Origin of the sequence: Methylomonas sp. EFPC1 (genome assembly GCF_016925515.1) — a bacterium.
GTDB classification, from domain to species: domain Bacteria; phylum Pseudomonadota; class Gammaproteobacteria; order Methylococcales; family Methylomonadaceae; genus Methylomonas; species Methylomonas defluvii.
In genome coordinates, this window is the sequence record NZ_CP070494.1 from 3,601,005 (window position 1) to 3,616,789 (window position 15,785).

A 15,785-nucleotide genomic window follows, 5' to 3' on the forward strand; every position below is an offset into this window, starting at 1 on the left:
AATTTTTTATTATGTACCCGCTTTTATGAACATCAGCAGTTCGTGCATTTTTACAGACATTCCAGCTCAGTTGCCAATAGAATTATGCCAAACCTTGTTTAGCAAGCCTACTATTCGCATTGAACGCATCGTTTCCAAGGGCCATTGCAGCGCGGAAAACGAGTGGTACAATCAAAATCAGGACGAGTGGGTAATATTGTTACAAGGCGCAGCACGGCTGACATTTGCCCAATCTGCGCCTGTGGACTTGAAGCCGGGCGACTATCTGCTGATTCCAGCGCATTGCCGGCATAGGGTGGATTGGACCCATCCGGATATTGAATCTATATGGCTGGCAGTCCATATGTACGCAGAGCCGGTTGCGGAATAAACCGGCATTCGGCGGGAGACGAATGCCGTGCCCATGACCGGGCACGACACGTCAAACGGATTAACGGGGCTTGGCAGTTTGCGGACGCGGTTTGCGCGAATTCGGCGCTCGTTTAGTCGACTCCCCAGGCCGGCCATTTTGCGGCCGCCTGGTTGCTGGCTTGTTCGGCTGAGCCGGTTTCGGCTGTGGCTTGCTATTGGTCACGGCCAATGACACGCTGGGATAGCCGGTATCGTCGACTCGCGGAATCTGCCTTTTCAACAGTTTCTCGACGGCGGCGAGCAAATAAGCCTCTTCCGGATCGACTAGCGAAATTGCCTGACCCTCGGCGCCGGCACGGCCAGTACGGCCGATGCGGTGTACGTAATCTTCAGCTACTTGCGGCAAATCGAAATTCACCACATGCGGTAATTGATCAATGTCCAGGCCGCGCGCGGCAATGTCGGTGGCAATCAATGCGGTAATCGAACCGTTTTTAAAATCTTCAAGCGCCCTCACCCTGGCCCCCTGGCTTTTATCACCGTGCAAGGCCGCGCAACGGATACCATCCTTGATCAACTGCTTGGCCAAACGATCCGCGCCGTGCTTGGTGCGAACGAACACCAATACCTGCTGCCAATGGCCGTTGCCTATCAGGTAGGACAGCAATTCGCGCTTGTATTCGCGGCTAATGCCATAAACCAATTGCGAGACGGTATCGGCGGCGGCATTGCGTTTGGCGACAGCGATTTCAACCGGATCGGTGAGAATTTGTTCCGCCAGCGCGCTGATTTCCGGAGCATAGGTCGCCGAAAACAGCAGGTTCTGGCGTTTACTCGGCAACAACGCGATGATTCGACGAATGTCGCGGATAAAACCCATATCCAGCATTCGGTCGGCTTCGTCGAGTACAAAATGCTCGACCTTCGACAAATCCAGATGTTGTTGCTGAATCAAATCCAGCAAACGGCCGGGCGTAGCAACGACAATATCGGTGCCGCGCTGGATCTTCTGAATCTGCGGATTAATACTAACGCCGCCAAATATCGCCTCGGCAAAAAAAGGTAAATGCTTGCCGTAGGTTCTGACGCTTTCATAGACTTGCATCGCCAATTCGCGGGTTGGCGTTAAAATCAATACCCGAACCGGACGCGGCTTTTGCGGAACCGGTTGTCCTTGCAGCAACTGTAGCAAAGGCAAGGTGAACCCGGCGGTTTTGCCGGTGCCGGTTTGCGCGCCGGCCAACACATCGCGGCCTTGCAAAATGACCGGAATGGCCTGCGCCTGAATCGGCGTCGGGGTTTCATAGCCTTGTTCGGCAACCGCCTTAAGTAGTTGCTCGGACAAACCCAATTCTGAAAATAACATGCAAAAACCTTATTTTATGCCCGTAATTAACGGGTGTATGAATAGAAAAGATATGGCATGATGAGCACGCCACAGTAGCAAAAACTGACTTTGCACCTACACTAAATCCTCAATAGCATTACCGCAATTCTTCAGCAGAGGCCACAACACATGAGTTTCGAAAAACGAATTCACCGTAGAGTAAAACCTAGAGGCCTGCAGGCCGGCATTATTTTCAATAGCAGAACACCCCGGGAAATTTCGCTGAATGCGGAAATTCTGGACATCAGCTATAGCGGCATCCGGGTTAAGCTTCAAGACCCCATCAGTCCCGATGTTGCCGGCAAAGTTAAAATCACCATGGTATTGCCTGAATCCGGAACGCCGTTCAGTGTACACGGCATTCTGAAACATCAACATGTCGATTCGGAATGCGGCTTACACTACGTAGACCACGTCGAAGGTTCTATCGACGATCTGATGTTTGAATGCGTGGAACTGGACGACACCACCGTGCTGATCAAAACCGCTTAATCGTCATCCCGGCACAAAACGGCACCTGCTCGCCGTAAATCGCTGTCGGCAAGTTAGCTGGTAATCACAAACCGCACCGCATCCAGCCGCAACTGAGTTTCCTGTATGCTTTCGTGCGAGAGCATGGTCATCTCCTTGAGTTGCTCTATTTCCTGCTCCTTGATGCCGGGATTGATCTTTTTCAGCCGCACCAGACGTTTGATTTCCCCGGTTAGCGTGGCTATCATCAGATTACTGCTTTCCGCTATCAACTTCTGCATTTGCGCACCCGCCAACTGCTCCGCGACTTTGATCATATCCTGAATATGCTGGCGTTGGCTGTTCAAAAACTGGCTGATCTGCGCCTTATCAAAGCTATCGCCGGTCTCGACCAAGCTGTCGTGGCTAATAACAGCCGTTAGATCCTTTTTATTTTGATCGACCAAAACGCGCAGCGGCGTGTGCGGTAAAAATCGGCCGATTTGCAATTCAGCGGGCGCGCTGCATTCGGCAACAAACAACAGCTCCAGCAGGAATTGGCCGGCTTTCAGTTTTGGATGTTTGACCACGCTGACCGCGGCATTGCCGGTCTCGCTGGATAGCACCAAATCCATGGCCGACAACACCATAGGATGTTCGGCGGTCAAAAATTGCATGTCTTCCCTGGCCAACGCGATGTCTCGGTTGATGGTTACCGTCAATCCGTCGTCCTGCAGCATCGGAAAATGGGCGATGCGCAGATTTTCGCTGGGCCAGAGGATATGACAATCGCGCGAATGGTCTTCAACATCGACCCCATAACAATCGAACATCGCTTCCATAAACGGCCACAAACTACCGTCGCGTTCGCCGGCGCTGATCTCTTCCACCAGGCGCGCGGCTTCTTGCGGGCGGCAAGAATTCAGTTCCAACAGCAAATCGCGGCCTTTATGCAATTCCTCTTCAACTTGGCTGTTCAGAGCCTTCGTATTGGCGATCAAGGCTTCTACTGCCGCCGCATCGCGGCTAAGCAATGCGCTGTCACGAGCATCACCGAGCAACTTCAAGACTTGTGCGGCACCTGAACAGTTATGCCGGAATGCGTCCAGGCCCTCGTCGTACCAGCGGAACAGCACATGCTGCGCACTATCGAGCAGATAAGGAATATGAATTTGAATCACATGCTTTTGGCCGATTCGATCCAAACGACCGATACGCTGCTGCAACAAATCCGGATTTTCCGGCAAATCAAACAAAAACAGATGCCGCACGAATTGAAAATTGCGCCCTTCACTACCGATCTCGGAACAAATCAACACTTGCGCGCGGCTCTCTTCGTCGGCGAAAAATGCCGCCGCCCTATCCCGCTCGACGATACTCATGCCTTCATGAAACACCGCTGCCGTATGGCCGACGTGCTGCCGTAATAATTGCTCCAGCTGGATCGCGGTTTCCGCGCGTTTGCAAATCAACAAGGCCTTTTCGTCGCCCAAGGCCTTCAACTGCGCAACCAGCCAATGCAGATAAGGACTGTTGGCTAAGTCCGCCGTGTCCTCACCTTGCAGCGGATAAGCATGGCGTTGCCGATCCGGAAAGCCCTGCACGGTTTGCCGAGAGTTTCTGAACAAAATCCGGCCGGTGCCATGATGATCGAGCAACAATTTGATCAACTCTTCGCGGGCATTGGCTTGGCTGTCGTTAACCTGCTGCAGCAGTTTGTCGACGTTGTCCTGTTTTAATAAACTTTTCAATTGCTCCTGCTGTAAAGCATCCAGCACTTCGCCGGAAATCAGCAAATTAGCCAGTCGGGCCACCGGCTCAAACTGGCTTTCTTCAATTAAAAATTGTTCGAAGCGATAAAAACGGTCGGGATCGAGCAAGCGCAAACGCGCAAAATGGCTTTCCTTACCCAATTGCTCGGGCGTAGCGGTCAACAGAATCAGGCCGGGAGATGCCAAGGCTAATTGCTCGACAAATAGATAGTCGGCGCTAGGTGCGTCTTCGCTCCACTCCAGATGATGCGCCTCATCGACCACCACCAGATCCCAACCTGCATCCAAAGCTTGTTGCTGGCGATGCGGAGAATCTGCAAAGAAGCGCTGGCTGCACAGCACTAATTGTTCGCTGAGAAACGGGTTCTCGTCGGGACTGGCAAAGCAACGGCTTTCGTCGAAAATGCTGAAACGCAGATTGAAGCGGCGCAGCATCTCCACCAACCATTGATGCAGCAGGCTTTCCGGCACCAAAATCAACACCCGCTTGCTTAAACCGTTAATCAAGCGATGCTGGATGATTAAACCGGCTTCGATGGTTTTACCCAAACCCACTTCGTCGGCCAGCATAATCCGAGGCAAGGCGCGGCTGGCGGCTTGATGGGCGATATACAGCTGATGCGGAATCAGCGAAGCCCGTGCGCCCTGCAAACCTTTGGTCGCGGCTTGCTGGTGCTGTTGCTGGCGCCGCCAGGTTTCGTAGCGCAATAAAAACCAGGCTGTCGGATCGAATTGACCGGTGAACAAACGGTCTTGCGGTTTGTTAAATTGAATATGATGGTTAAGCTCCATCTCATCAATTTGTTGCAGCTGACCGTCTTCATCGATACCGATGTAAGTCAACAAGCCATTGTGTTGTTGCACCTGTTGCACGCTAATCTTGGCGTAATCCGCCGATTCGATCACGTCGCCTTCGTTGAACTGCACCCGGGTCAACGGCGCGTTATCTCTGGCGTAAACCCGCCGGTCGCCAGTCGCTAAAAATAGCACGGTGACGCGGTTAAACTCGGTGTCTATGACCATACCCAAACCGAGTTCCGATTCGGTATTACTAATCCAGCGTTGGCCGGGAATAAACTCATTCATGTTTTGATTCTTGGAAATTTGATTCGACTTTAAAAGCGCTGTGTAAAGCGGCTGGGATGATATGAAAAGCCGATTAATTCATGATTAATTGGTCGAGGAAAAAGCATCGAGAATTTCAGCAACGCTTGAAAACATGGTTAAATTTAGCAGAACACGCCTATTTTCAATGCACTAAAACTCATCATTTTCAGGAATGCCATGGCAAAGCCCGTCACCCCCTTGTTAGCCGCCGATATTTTGATCGAACTGATCGACCACCCCCAGCGTCCCTTCGTGTTGATAGAGCGGAAATATCCACCCTATGGCTGGGCAGTTCCCGGCGGGTTTGTCGATGTCGGCGAAACGATTGAGCACGCGGCCATCCGCGAAGCCAAGGAAGAAACCTGTCTGGATGTACAACTAACCGTACTGCTGGGCCTTTACTCCAATCCGCAACGCGACCCACGCAACCACACCGTCACCGCTGTCTACCTGGCGCAAGCGCATGGCACACCGATGGCGGCCGACGACGCTAAAAACTTTGGTTTATTCAACTTCGACAATCTGCCCAGCCTGTTGGCTTTCGATCACGCTCAGGTTATTGCGGATTTCCGGCATTATAAACTGACTGGTGAGGTAACGCCTCTACGAATATAAGTCTTAGCTGATTCAGCGGCGTGCAGACAATATTTAAGACCTGATCAGCCTTTCAGACCCAACACGTCTTGCATATCGAACAGGCCGCTTTGTTTGTCCGCCAACCAAGCCGCGGCTCTTACCGCACCGTTGGCGAAAGTCATACGACTGCTGGCTTTATGAGTGATTTCCACCCGCTCACCCTCGTCGGCAAACATTACCGTATGCTCGCCGACTATATCGCCGGCCCGGATAGTGGAAAAGCCGATGGTTTTGCGGTCGCGCGCGCCGGTATCGCCTTCGCGGCCATAGATGGCGCAGTCTTTCAAATCGCGCCCCAACGCAGCAGCAACCACTTCGCCCATCCGCAACGCGGTACCCGAGGGTGCATCCACTTTGTGACGGTGATGCGCTTCAACCACTTCGATGTCGGTGTAATCACCCATCACCTTGGCGGTCATTTCCAGCAACTTTAAGGACAGATTGACGCCGACGCTGAAATTGGGCGCGATGACTATTGCCACATCCTGGGCAGCCTCAGCAATCGCGGCTTTTTGCGCCTCGCTGTAACCGGTGGTGCCGATCACTATTTTTTTGCCCGCCTGCCGACAGATTTCGATGTAATCCATCGACGCATCGGGCCGGGTGAAATCGATCAATACGTCAAATTTATTAGTCAGAGCAGCCAAGTCGTCGCAGACCTGAATACCTGCCGCCGACACACCGGCCAGTTCACCGGCATCCTTGCCCAGCGCCAAGCTATCGGGGCGGGATACCGCTACCGTCAACTCAGCATTTTCCGCCGCCAGCGCGGCTTTCAGCAAGCACAGACCCATGCGCCCGGAAGCGCCCACTATCGCAATCCGCACCATGGTTTATCCCGTCAATTTATCGAAGAAGTTTTTAACGCCATCCATCCAGCCATGCTCTTGCGGGCTGTGATGTTTGCCGCCGCCGGATAAGGATTCGCCCAACTTCTCGATCATGGCTTTTTGATCTTTGGTTAGATGTACCGGGGTTTCCAATTGCACCTTGCACAACAGATCGCCGACAGCACCGCCCCGGACCGGTTTCACACCTTTGCCGCGCAAACGGAACATGCGTCCGGTTTGGGTTTCCGGCGGGATTTTCAACATGACCTTGCCGTCGAGCGTAGGTACTTCCAGTTCGCCGCCCAAGCAGGCCATGGGGAAACTGATCGGCACTTCGCAATACAAATTGGCACCATCACGGGTAAAGATCGGATGATCCTTGACCTGAACTTGTACGTATAAGTCCCCAGCCGGACCACCGTTCGCACCGGCCTCGCCTTCCCCGGCCAAACGAATCCGGTCACCGGTATCGACACCCGCGGGCACTTTGACGTTGAGGGTTTTGGTTTCCTGTACGCGGCCTTGACCATAACATTTTGGACAGGGATCTTTGATCTGCTTGCCAGTGCCGCGGCAGGTCGGGCAGGTTTGTTGCACCGAGAAAAAACCTTGTTGCATCCTGACTTGGCCGTGACCATGACAGGTGTTACAGGTGACCGGGCTGCTACCTTTTTTAGCGCCGCTGCCGTTACACTCGGTGCAAGCCACCAATACCGGTACCTTGACTGTCGCTTCGGTGCCACCAACGGCTTCTTCCAGGGTTAATTCCAGGTTGTAGCGTAAATCAGCACCGCGTTGCACGCTGCTGCGTTGCTGCCGACCGCCACCGAAAATATCGCCGAACACATCACCGAAAATATCGCTAAAATTCTCCGCCCCGCTAAAGCCGCCACGACCGCCGCCCATAGACGAATCGACGCCGGCATGACCGAATTGATCGTAAGCCGCGCGTTTTTTTGGGTCGGATAAAATCTCGTATGCTTCCTTGACCAGCTTGAATTTCTTCTCCGCTTCTTCCGGATTATCCTTGTTTCTGTCGGGATGAAATTTCATCGCCATCTTGCGATAGCTCTTCTTGATTTCGGCTTCGCTCGCGTTGCGATCCAGTTCCAGCAGTTTGTAAAAGTCTTCTTTTGCGGCCATTTAAATGTCTTGAGTCACTTGATTAATTTATCTATTTATTTTTACTTTCTATATTCGGCCTTTATTGGCTCGCTAAACTTTGGCGGCAATAATGCCTGTTGATCTCGCTGAAAACTCAACAACTCACTTGCTTTGAGCGACATTATTTCGGAAGGTATCAATTCAACGATGCCGGCATCGATCTCTTCTGCTCTGGTTTCCGCCAAGTCTAACCAATTATTCATAAATCTACGCTGCCGATTCAATATAAGTACCGTGTTCCAAACGATTCATATACAAATCGATCATCGGAAAACATAATTCATAATCGCCCCACACCAATTCCCCGTACTCGATACGATAATCGGAAAATTTCGCCGAATCGAGGTAAGCTCGAATATCAGGATGCCGGGAACGCATCAAAAATCCCTTGAAGTCGATAATCTGCTCCTTGCCATCATCAAACTTTAAGCGCAAAAGATACGAATCGATCTGCTCGGCGCTACAAATATTAACAACTTGATTCATTTCAACCTCGTACATCAACCTCGTACAAATGCGTTCTGGTCGAATCGATTTATGCCAAACAAAATAATCGATCCATTTTTGCACAATGTCATTAACACGAGCCGTGACAATCTCGCGGAAATATTGCATCTCACGCTCGGATAACATTTCACGGCCGGAGACTGTAATATAACGAACACTATCAACTCGCCCATCTACCAGAATAATTTCGGCCTTCGCTTCCCGCCCCTGGCATTTGCCGTGAACATGAACGGGTTCGTGTTCATTGGCATAAAACATCACAATTAAACCGAAATATTCGTATAGTTTTGGCATTGCCGGTTCTTGCCTGTATTTCTGCCGAATTCGGTTTATTCAATGTAGGATGGGCTGACGCCAGGAAGCCCATCGTTTGCAAAAGGTCCGCGGTGTGAGTACCCTACATGACTAATCTGACCTTCGAGGGCTTAATACGGCGCAATGCCCGTTGGTTATTGCGCCCTACCGGACTTTGACTTCCGAAGCAGTGATTCGCATACTCCACCTTCACACAAACAAAAAGGTACGCGATGCGTACCCTACAAAACTATTCGAAGAGTCAAATTGTAAATGGTGAAGGCAGGGAACCATCATCTAACTCAAGAGTATCTTGATGATAGCTTTCACGAAAAGGCCTCTCTTTCTCGTGCCATACACAAACAACAAAATCTCGTTTTTTTTCATCAAAACCTTCGACAGTCATAAGAGTGCCGCCTGACTTTAAGCGTACAGTATTACCTATGTTCAACATATTGAATCCTTATTGCCAATATTTAAGCGCGCAGGGCGAAAGCCGCTAGGCGTTCCTCCATATCAAAAGCAAAGGCGGATAGGCTTACGCCATCCGCCTTACACCTTACTTCTTATCATCCTTAACTTCTTCAAATTCGGCATCGACCACATTGTGGTCATGCTCTGCGGCAGCTTCCGCCGCACCGGCTGCGTGACCAGCCTCAGCACCGCCTTCCGCACCTTTCTGTGCGTAAACGCGCTCCGCCAATTTGCCGGACAATTCAGTTAAAGCGTGGGTTTTCGCTTCAATCGCGTCTTTATCGTCGGATTTGAGCACTGCTTGCAGGTCTTTGATCGCCGATTCGATGGCCGATTTTTCGTCGCTAGCTACTTGGTCGCCCAGTTCTTTCAGCGACTTTTCAGTGGCGTGGATCATGCCTTCCGCTGAGTTACGCGCCGAAACCAATTCTTTCAGTTTGCGGTCTTCGTCGGCATGCGCTTCGGCGTCCTTGATCATACGTTCGACTTCGTCATCCGACAAACCGCTGGAGGCTTTGATCACGATGGATTGTTTCTTGCCGGTGGCTTTGTCTTTCGCCGATACGTTCAAGATACCGTTGGCATCGATGTCGAACGACACTTCGATTTGCGGAATGCCGCGCGGTGCCGGCGGGATGTCTTGTAAATCAAAACGACCCAGTGATTTATTACCCGCCGCGACTTCGCGCTCACCTTGCAACACGTGTACGGTTACCGCGGTTTGGTTATCGTCCGCAGTCGAGAAGGTTTGCGAGGCGTTGGTCGGAATCGTGGTGTTTTTCTCGATCAATTTGGTCATCACGCCGCCCAGGGTTTCGATACCCAAAGACAGTGGTGTTACGTCCAACAACAGTACGTCTTTAACGTCGCCGCCCAATACGCCGGCTTGAATCGCCGCACCTAAAGCCACCGCTTCGTCAGGGTTAACGTCTTTACGCGGCTCTTTACCAAACAATTCTTTAACGAACGCTTGCACTTTCGGCATGCGGGTTTGACCGCCCACCAAAATCACGTCGTTGATTTTAGAGGTCGAAATACCGGCGTCTTTAATCGCTTGCAAGCAAGGGCCTTTAGTCCGTTCGATCAACTCGTCAACCAGCGACTCCAATTTGGCGCGAGTCAGTTTCACGTTCAAATGTTTCGGGCCCGAGGCATCAGCAGTGATGTACGGCAGATTGATGTCGGTTTGTTCGGCCGAAGACAATTCGATTTTGGCTTTTTCTGCCGCTTCTTTCAGACGTTGCAGCGCCAATGGATCGTTGTGCAGATCGATGCCACTGTCGCGTTTAAATTCGCCGGCCAAAAAGTCGATGATGCGCAAATCAAAGTCTTCACCGCCCAGGAAGGTATCGCCGTTGGTGGCCAATACTTCGAACTGGTGCTCGCCTTCGATTTCAGCGATTTCGATGATGGAAATATCGAAAGTACCGCCACCCAGGTCGTAGACCGCGATGGTGGTGTCGCCTTTGGGTTTGTCCATACCAAACGCCAACGCCGCCGCGGTCGGCTCGTTGATGATGCGTTTGACGTCCAGACCGGCGATACGGCCGGCGTCTTTGGTCGCTTGACGTTGCGAGTCGTTAAAGTAAGCCGGCACGGTGATGACCGCTTCGGTGACTTCTTCGCCCAGGAACGCTTCAGCGTCTTTTTTCAGTTTCATCAACACCCGTGATGATACTTCGGGCGGCGCCATTTTTTTACCGTGGCATTCCACCCAAGCGTCGCCATTGTTGGCTTCCATAATTTTGTAAGGCACCATTTTGATATCTTTTTGTACCGCATCTTCTTTAAAACGGCGGCCGATCAAGCGTTTGATCGCGAACAACGTGTTTTCAGGGTTGGTCACCGCCTGCCGTTTGGCGGACTGGCCGACCAATACTTCGTTGTCGCCGGTAAAAGCGATGATGGAAGGCGTGGTGCGCGCGCCTTCGCTGTTTTCGATAACCCGCGCGGTGCCGTTTTCCAGGACTGCGACGCAGGAGTTGGTGGTTCCTAAATCGATGCCGATCATTTTGCCCATTGATATTCTCCAGACTTGAATTGGTAATAAATTAAAAAGTTGTTAGCGATATGCGGTTGATCGTCTTAATTTCAAGCCTGCTCATCGATTTTTGCGCTATCGGCAGGTTTGTCCTCGGCTTTCGCCACCACCACCATGGCAGGGCGCAATAAACGGCCGTTCAACACATAGCCTTTTTGGAAGACGTTTAACACGGTATTGGGTTGGGCGGTGGCACTTGGCTGCATGACCATCGCCTGGTGCAATTCCGGATTGAATGCTTGACCGATGGGGTCGACAGTTTCGATATTAAACTTGGCAAATACCGACTCGAATTGCTTGATGGTCAATTCACTGCCTTCGCGTAGTTTCACTATCTCCGGGCTATCGCCGGTTGCCGCTTGCAGGCCTAATTCCAAACTATCCAGAACACTCAGCAATTCTTTCGCAAATTTGGCCAGACCGTATTTGCGTTCGTCGTCCAAGTCTTTTTGCACGCGCTTTTTTAAATTTTCCATCTCGGCCATCGTGCGAATGGCTTTATCTAGATTCGCAGCAGCTTGTTGCTGGGCCTGCTCCAATTGTTCCTGCAAGGCTTCCACAGTGACTGCGGCGGCGCCAGATGCTTCGGTTGGCTGTTCGTCGGCGTCGATTGGCTTGGTCTGTTCCAAAACTTCGGCGATCAAATCGCTATCCGATTGGGGTTCGTGGCTAGATTGCTGATGACTCATTACTTACTCCATGGTTCTAAATTTTTTGGTTGGCCTAACGATAGGGCCATTTATTTGGGATTCAAGGCCGCGCCCAATAATTTTGCCGTCACATCCACGAACGGAATCACTTTTTCATATGCCATTCGGGTGGGGCCGATCACGCCCAACACCCCCACCACTTCGTCATTCACTGAATAAGGCGCCGTCACCAGGCTGCAATGATCGAATGCGCTATAGCCGGACTCTTCACCGATAAAAATCTGCACGCCTTCGGCCTGTAGACACTGATCCAATAAATGAATGACGCCGCGCTTTTGGCTGAACGCTTCGAACAGCTGCTTCAAGCGCTCCATATCCGACAACTCGGAAAAGCCCATTAGATTGGTTTCGCCGCTCAACACATAATCATCGTTGGGTTGTTCGCTGAAGGTCAGCTGTGCCATGTTCACCGCGTCCATCATGCCTTGATTGACCTGCCGCTGATCGAGCTCCATCTCCCGCACCACCAAATCGCGAATTTTCGCCAAGCTGCGGCCGGAATAAACCGAATTCAAATAGTTGGCAGCCTGTTGTAATTCCGCAGGACTGAATTGCTTGTGGGTGTGAATAATTTTGTTGTGCACTTCCTGGTCGTCGGTGACGAAAATCACCAACACCCGAGTATTGGACATAGGCAGAAATTCGATGTGCCGCAAGGTGACGCTTTCTCTGCGCGGCAAAGTCACCACGCCGGCCATCCGCGTTACGTCCGACAATAATTTGGAAGCCTTGTTCAACACGTCACTCGCTTTATCCGCCTCCCCTTTCAGGCCATGTTGCAGTTGGTCCAATTCGCTGGATGCCAAAGGCTTGACGGTTAACAAACTGTCGACAAATAAACGATAGCCGCTCACGGTCGGGACTCGGCCGGCGGATGTGTGCGGGGAATGGATCAAACCCATCTCTTCCAGATCCGCCATCACATTGCGAATGCTGGCGGGGCTCAGCTTTAACTGCGGATCTTTAGATAACAAACGCGAACCAACAGGCTGGCCGTCCTGGATATAACGCTCAACCAAGGTTTTTAATAAATACAGCGATCTTTCGTTTAAATCTTGTCCGCCAGCCACGTCATCCCCCAAATTCCGTTAGCACTCGATATTGGTGAGTGCCAGACAGCAAAGCTATCAGCTGGGTCCGGCCTTGTCAACGGCTTGAACAGGTTATGAATAAACTAAGCGCTGCCAGCACAATCAAGGGCTGGGATTGAATATCCGAAGCCCCCGTGTCGTGGAGAACGGATCAATGGACAGTTTGTTCCGGAATTACGATTTTTAGATGTATCTTCGATATTGCCCAACAACCGGCAATAAAAAAACCCTGCAAGTCTTACGACTTGGCAGGGTTCTGATTCGATCTAGCGTTTGCTTATCTGGACTGTATGGCAGGAACGCAAACGGCCAATAAACCGCAACCGTCAGTGGTCTCAAGCCCCCATTTGGGAGAAAGACAACACATAGTAGCTATAGTAGGCAACGACAAAAAACAACAATACATTCAAAAACTTTTCTACTCTACTGTACTGTTCTTGTTGATATTTTTTACCATTTTTTATTCTCATTTTGTCCTCCTGTCGCATGAGTCATCCAAAAATTCAAAACCGGTTAATTGATTGGCGGTAGCTGATTAACGGCTCATGCTGTTGCCGAGCCAGGCGCCGGCGGCGGCACCGATGCCGGCTCCCAACGGATCGCCTCTACTCATCTCGTAACCCGCCGCACTGCCTAACGCGCCACCTACCAAGCCCTGAGTGGAGCGTTGGTCGTATCGGTCGTAGCGCGGCGCGGGCGGCGGTGCCGGGACGTACTGCGTAACCCTCCCCGGTACATACACCCGCTCGACCTCGACGTACCGGTCATGGTGGTGATGTTTGTGATGACCTCGCCCATGCCCGTCAGCGATGGCTATTGGCGAAACCAACAAACTGATTACAACGACACTTGCCACTCTAAACATAAATCCCCTTGATCGAGAATAATTCATCTATGAGTTGATTCTAGAGAGCAATGTTTAAGTCTTGATTAGGAAAAGATTAAGAACAGATGAAGACAGCAAAGCCGGCGCTTACATTGCCAATTTTTGTGAACTGTGCACGCTAAGCGAGGACTATAAACTACCAATAGCCATTACTCCGGATACTCGCAAACCGAATATCCGGAGCAGATTGCGCCGGAGGCGACAGTCACGCACATTAAAAGCTGTAAGACACTTCCCCGTAAACGGTGCGGCCGGCTTGTTGGTAAAAAGAGGAATATTCCCGATCCAACAGATTATTCACCGAAAACGACAGATCGATATTTTTCGTCGCTTGATAAGCAATACGGGTATCGACCAGAAAATAAGGGTCGTAACTCCCTGGGACGCCGGCCCTTTGATCCAGATTTTGGTCGTTCGTATACTGCTGGCTGACATAGCGCCCAATAATGCCACCGCTCCACTGCTCATATTTGACATCCAAGCCGCCACTGAACATGGTCTCCGGCAACAACACCATCTGTTTGCCAACCGACAGCGGATTCGCCTCGTTCTTGGTAATTATCGAGTCGTTTAAGGTGTAGGTCCCGGTAAAATGCAGCCAGTCCCAATACAATTTCTGCCTTAATTTGGCCTCCACGCCTTCAACCTCCGCTTCACCCGCATTTTGCCGCTCCTGAAGCCGATTGGTTGCGCTTAATGTCGTATCTTTACGGTAAATCAAATCAGAAATGTAATGGTGAAAATACGAGGCGGCAATCGTTGTACCTTCAATGGGGGTGGCCTCTCCGCCTACTTCCCATGAATACATGGTTTCCGGTTTCAGATTCGGCCCGGCTTGCGTCAAGGTAAAAACACTGCCGCTAGCCGTTTGTGATGTCGAATACAAATCCGAGTTGGTGGGTGGACGAAATGCCCAACCGGTTGAAGCAAACAGCTTGTAGCCATCCGCCGGCAACCAGGTCAAACTGAATTTGGGATTAAACTGCGACACGGAACGTTCGCTGTATGTTTGCGTCAAATTGGTCGTGGTACCCGTGGAAGTGACAGTAGCCTTTTGTACGATGGAACCGGAAGTTGACCAGTCGTCATAACGCACGCCAAGATGAGCAATCAAGTTTTTACGCAACCAAATTTCGTCCTGAATAAAGGCGGAGTAAATACTCGACTCGCCCTTGCCATCGTAAACAGTATTCGTCACTGAGGACCAATCTTGCCAATTACTCAAGGCCAAACGTTTTTGACCTTCCAAATTGTTATGGTTTGCGCCAAAACCGACCGTGACAAAGTTGCGTTGATCCCACAAAAACGGGAAGCGCAATGCCACGTTACCGTCAATCCGTTGGCTAGGCGTAACCGTTAGCTGGCCTCTGCCGCCGCTTAAGGTATCGTCGAACGCCGCGCTGTTTGGACTGGGCGAATAAGTCTCGTGATCCATGTATTGAAAATCGACATTCAATTTCACGTCATGCCCGAAATCATGTTTCAGGTGGGCAAAATAGCGGCGAATGTCTTCTACTGACGGCAAAAAATGCAGAAATTGCTGCTCGTAGACATTCAGTCGCTGCCCATTTAGATTAAGGTTGTTGCTTTGCGCCAGGCCAGCCACGCTGGCGACTGAATTGACAGTGGGGTTTCCGTTAGCGATTGCAATTGGCGAGCCTCCGGCGTTGGTCAAATAACTGTTAAACGTCCCTGCGCTGGTTTCGCTGCGGCTCCAGCTCATACCGCCATCAATCTCGGTGCTATCAGTCAAATCGTAATAGAGATGCAAGGATGCGGTGTTCTGCTCCCAAGGGCGCTCCCCTTTATCACCTATGATGTAGGTCGAGCCACCTTGGGTGGTTGCGGTCGGAATGGCGCCGAATACCGGTGTCGCGGCGTTTCTTAACGCGGTAGCCGTGTTCGCTCTGACTACCGCATTCGGTATAGACCGAATAAGCGGCCAACAAGGTGACGATCAGCAATACCGGCAGGTAAAGCGATGATGAGATCATGTATAGAATTTGTTCTAGCGCGTGGGTAAGTGCCACTGTTCCTCTCCTGGTTAATGCTTTTTTATAGTTATGTAGTTATGTGTTTATTAAA

The 15,785-nt window shown here is 51.1% G+C and carries 17 protein-coding genes; 3 read left to right on the forward strand and 14 right to left on the reverse strand.

All coding sequences use genetic code 11. The features are described from left to right. Positions 1–25: 25 nt before the first annotated feature. Positions 26–370 (forward strand): cupin domain-containing protein, encoded by a 345-nt coding sequence (locus tag JWZ98_RS16530; protein WP_033155567.1) that lies wholly within the window; start codon positions 26–28, stop codon positions 368–370. 60 nt (positions 371–430) lie between these two features. Here JWZ98_RS16530 and JWZ98_RS16535 read toward each other — a convergent pair whose 3' ends face one another. Beyond that, positions 431–1,717, reverse strand: coding sequence for a DEAD/DEAH box helicase (locus tag JWZ98_RS16535; RefSeq protein ID WP_033155568.1), 1,287 nt, complete (start codon positions 1,715–1,717; stop codon positions 431–433). 150 nt (positions 1,718–1,867) lie between these two features. Here JWZ98_RS16535 and JWZ98_RS16540 point away from each other — a divergent pair, with 150 nt between their 5' ends. Continuing rightward, positions 1,868–2,230 carry a PilZ domain-containing protein gene (locus tag JWZ98_RS16540; RefSeq protein ID WP_033155569.1) on the forward strand — a complete coding sequence of 121 codons (363 nt, stop codon included), beginning with the start codon at positions 1,868–1,870 and terminating at the stop codon, positions 2,228–2,230. Between the two features lie 53 nt (positions 2,231–2,283). On the opposite strand, the gene rapA is transcribed toward JWZ98_RS16540, so the two are convergent. Further along, positions 2,284–5,046 (reverse strand): RNA polymerase-associated protein RapA, encoded by a 2,763-nt coding sequence (gene rapA, locus JWZ98_RS16545; protein WP_205451006.1) that lies wholly within the window; start codon positions 5,044–5,046, stop codon positions 2,284–2,286. A gap of 198 nt (positions 5,047–5,244) precedes the next feature. Here rapA and JWZ98_RS16550 point away from each other — a divergent pair, with 198 nt between their 5' ends. Continuing rightward, entirely contained in the window at positions 5,245–5,682 is a 438-nt protein-coding gene (locus tag JWZ98_RS16550) for an NUDIX hydrolase (protein ID WP_205451007.1), read from the forward strand. Positions 5,683–5,726: 44 nt separating this feature from the next. On the opposite strand, the gene dapB is transcribed toward JWZ98_RS16550, so the two are convergent. The 12 genes from dapB to JWZ98_RS16605 form a co-directional block, all read right to left on the reverse strand. Next, positions 5,727–6,533 (reverse strand): 4-hydroxy-tetrahydrodipicolinate reductase, encoded by an 807-nt coding sequence (gene dapB / locus JWZ98_RS16555; protein ID WP_205451008.1) that lies wholly within the window; start codon positions 6,531–6,533, stop codon positions 5,727–5,729. Between the two features lie 3 nt (positions 6,534–6,536). Continuing rightward, complete coding sequence (dnaJ, locus tag JWZ98_RS16560) at positions 6,537–7,676, reverse strand: molecular chaperone DnaJ (RefSeq protein ID WP_101054857.1); 1,140 nt, start codon at positions 7,674–7,676, stop codon at positions 6,537–6,539. 41 nt (positions 7,677–7,717) lie between these two features. After that, a complete protein-coding gene (locus JWZ98_RS16565; RefSeq protein ID WP_205451009.1) occupies positions 7,718–7,900 on the reverse strand; it encodes a hypothetical protein in 183 nt (60 codons plus the stop codon). A 4-nt stretch (positions 7,901–7,904) separates the two neighbouring features. After that, positions 7,905–8,498, reverse strand: a complete 594-nt coding sequence (locus JWZ98_RS16570; protein ID WP_205451010.1) for a DUF4160 domain-containing protein — start codon at positions 8,496–8,498, stop codon at positions 7,905–7,907. Positions 8,499–8,760: 262 nt separating this feature from the next. Further along, positions 8,761–8,952: a DUF2158 domain-containing protein gene (locus JWZ98_RS16575; protein WP_205451011.1), complete on the reverse strand. Its 192-nt coding sequence runs from the start codon at positions 8,950–8,952 to the stop codon at positions 8,761–8,763. A gap of 105 nt (positions 8,953–9,057) precedes the next feature. Further along, on the reverse strand, positions 9,058–10,992 hold the full coding sequence (gene dnaK, locus JWZ98_RS16580) for a molecular chaperone DnaK (RefSeq protein ID WP_205451012.1): 1,935 nt from the start codon (positions 10,990–10,992) through the stop codon (positions 9,058–9,060). Positions 10,993–11,063: 71 nt separating this feature from the next. Then, on the reverse strand, positions 11,064–11,702 hold the full coding sequence (grpE, locus tag JWZ98_RS16585; protein WP_205451013.1) for a nucleotide exchange factor GrpE: 639 nt from the start codon (positions 11,700–11,702) through the stop codon (positions 11,064–11,066). 50 nt (positions 11,703–11,752) lie between these two features. After that, positions 11,753–12,793, reverse strand: coding sequence for a heat-inducible transcriptional repressor HrcA (gene hrcA, locus JWZ98_RS16590; RefSeq protein WP_033155579.1), 1,041 nt, complete (start codon positions 12,791–12,793; stop codon positions 11,753–11,755). Positions 12,794–13,149: 356 nt separating this feature from the next. After that, a complete protein-coding gene (locus JWZ98_RS23435) occupies positions 13,150–13,284 on the reverse strand; it encodes a hypothetical protein (protein ID WP_275899126.1) in 135 nt (44 codons plus the stop codon). Positions 13,285–13,349: 65 nt separating this feature from the next. Then, on the reverse strand, positions 13,350–13,679 hold the full coding sequence (locus tag JWZ98_RS16595; protein ID WP_205451014.1) for a glycine zipper 2TM domain-containing protein: 330 nt from the start codon (positions 13,677–13,679) through the stop codon (positions 13,350–13,352). A gap of 235 nt (positions 13,680–13,914) precedes the next feature. Continuing rightward, positions 13,915–15,453 carry a TonB-dependent receptor gene (locus JWZ98_RS16600; protein WP_205451016.1) on the reverse strand — a complete coding sequence of 513 codons (1,539 nt, stop codon included), beginning with the start codon at positions 15,451–15,453 and terminating at the stop codon, positions 13,915–13,917. Positions 15,454–15,508: 55 nt separating this feature from the next. Continuing rightward, positions 15,509–15,730, reverse strand: a complete 222-nt coding sequence (locus JWZ98_RS16605) for a hypothetical protein (protein WP_205451018.1) — start codon at positions 15,728–15,730, stop codon at positions 15,509–15,511. Positions 15,731–15,785 lie beyond the last annotated feature (55 nt).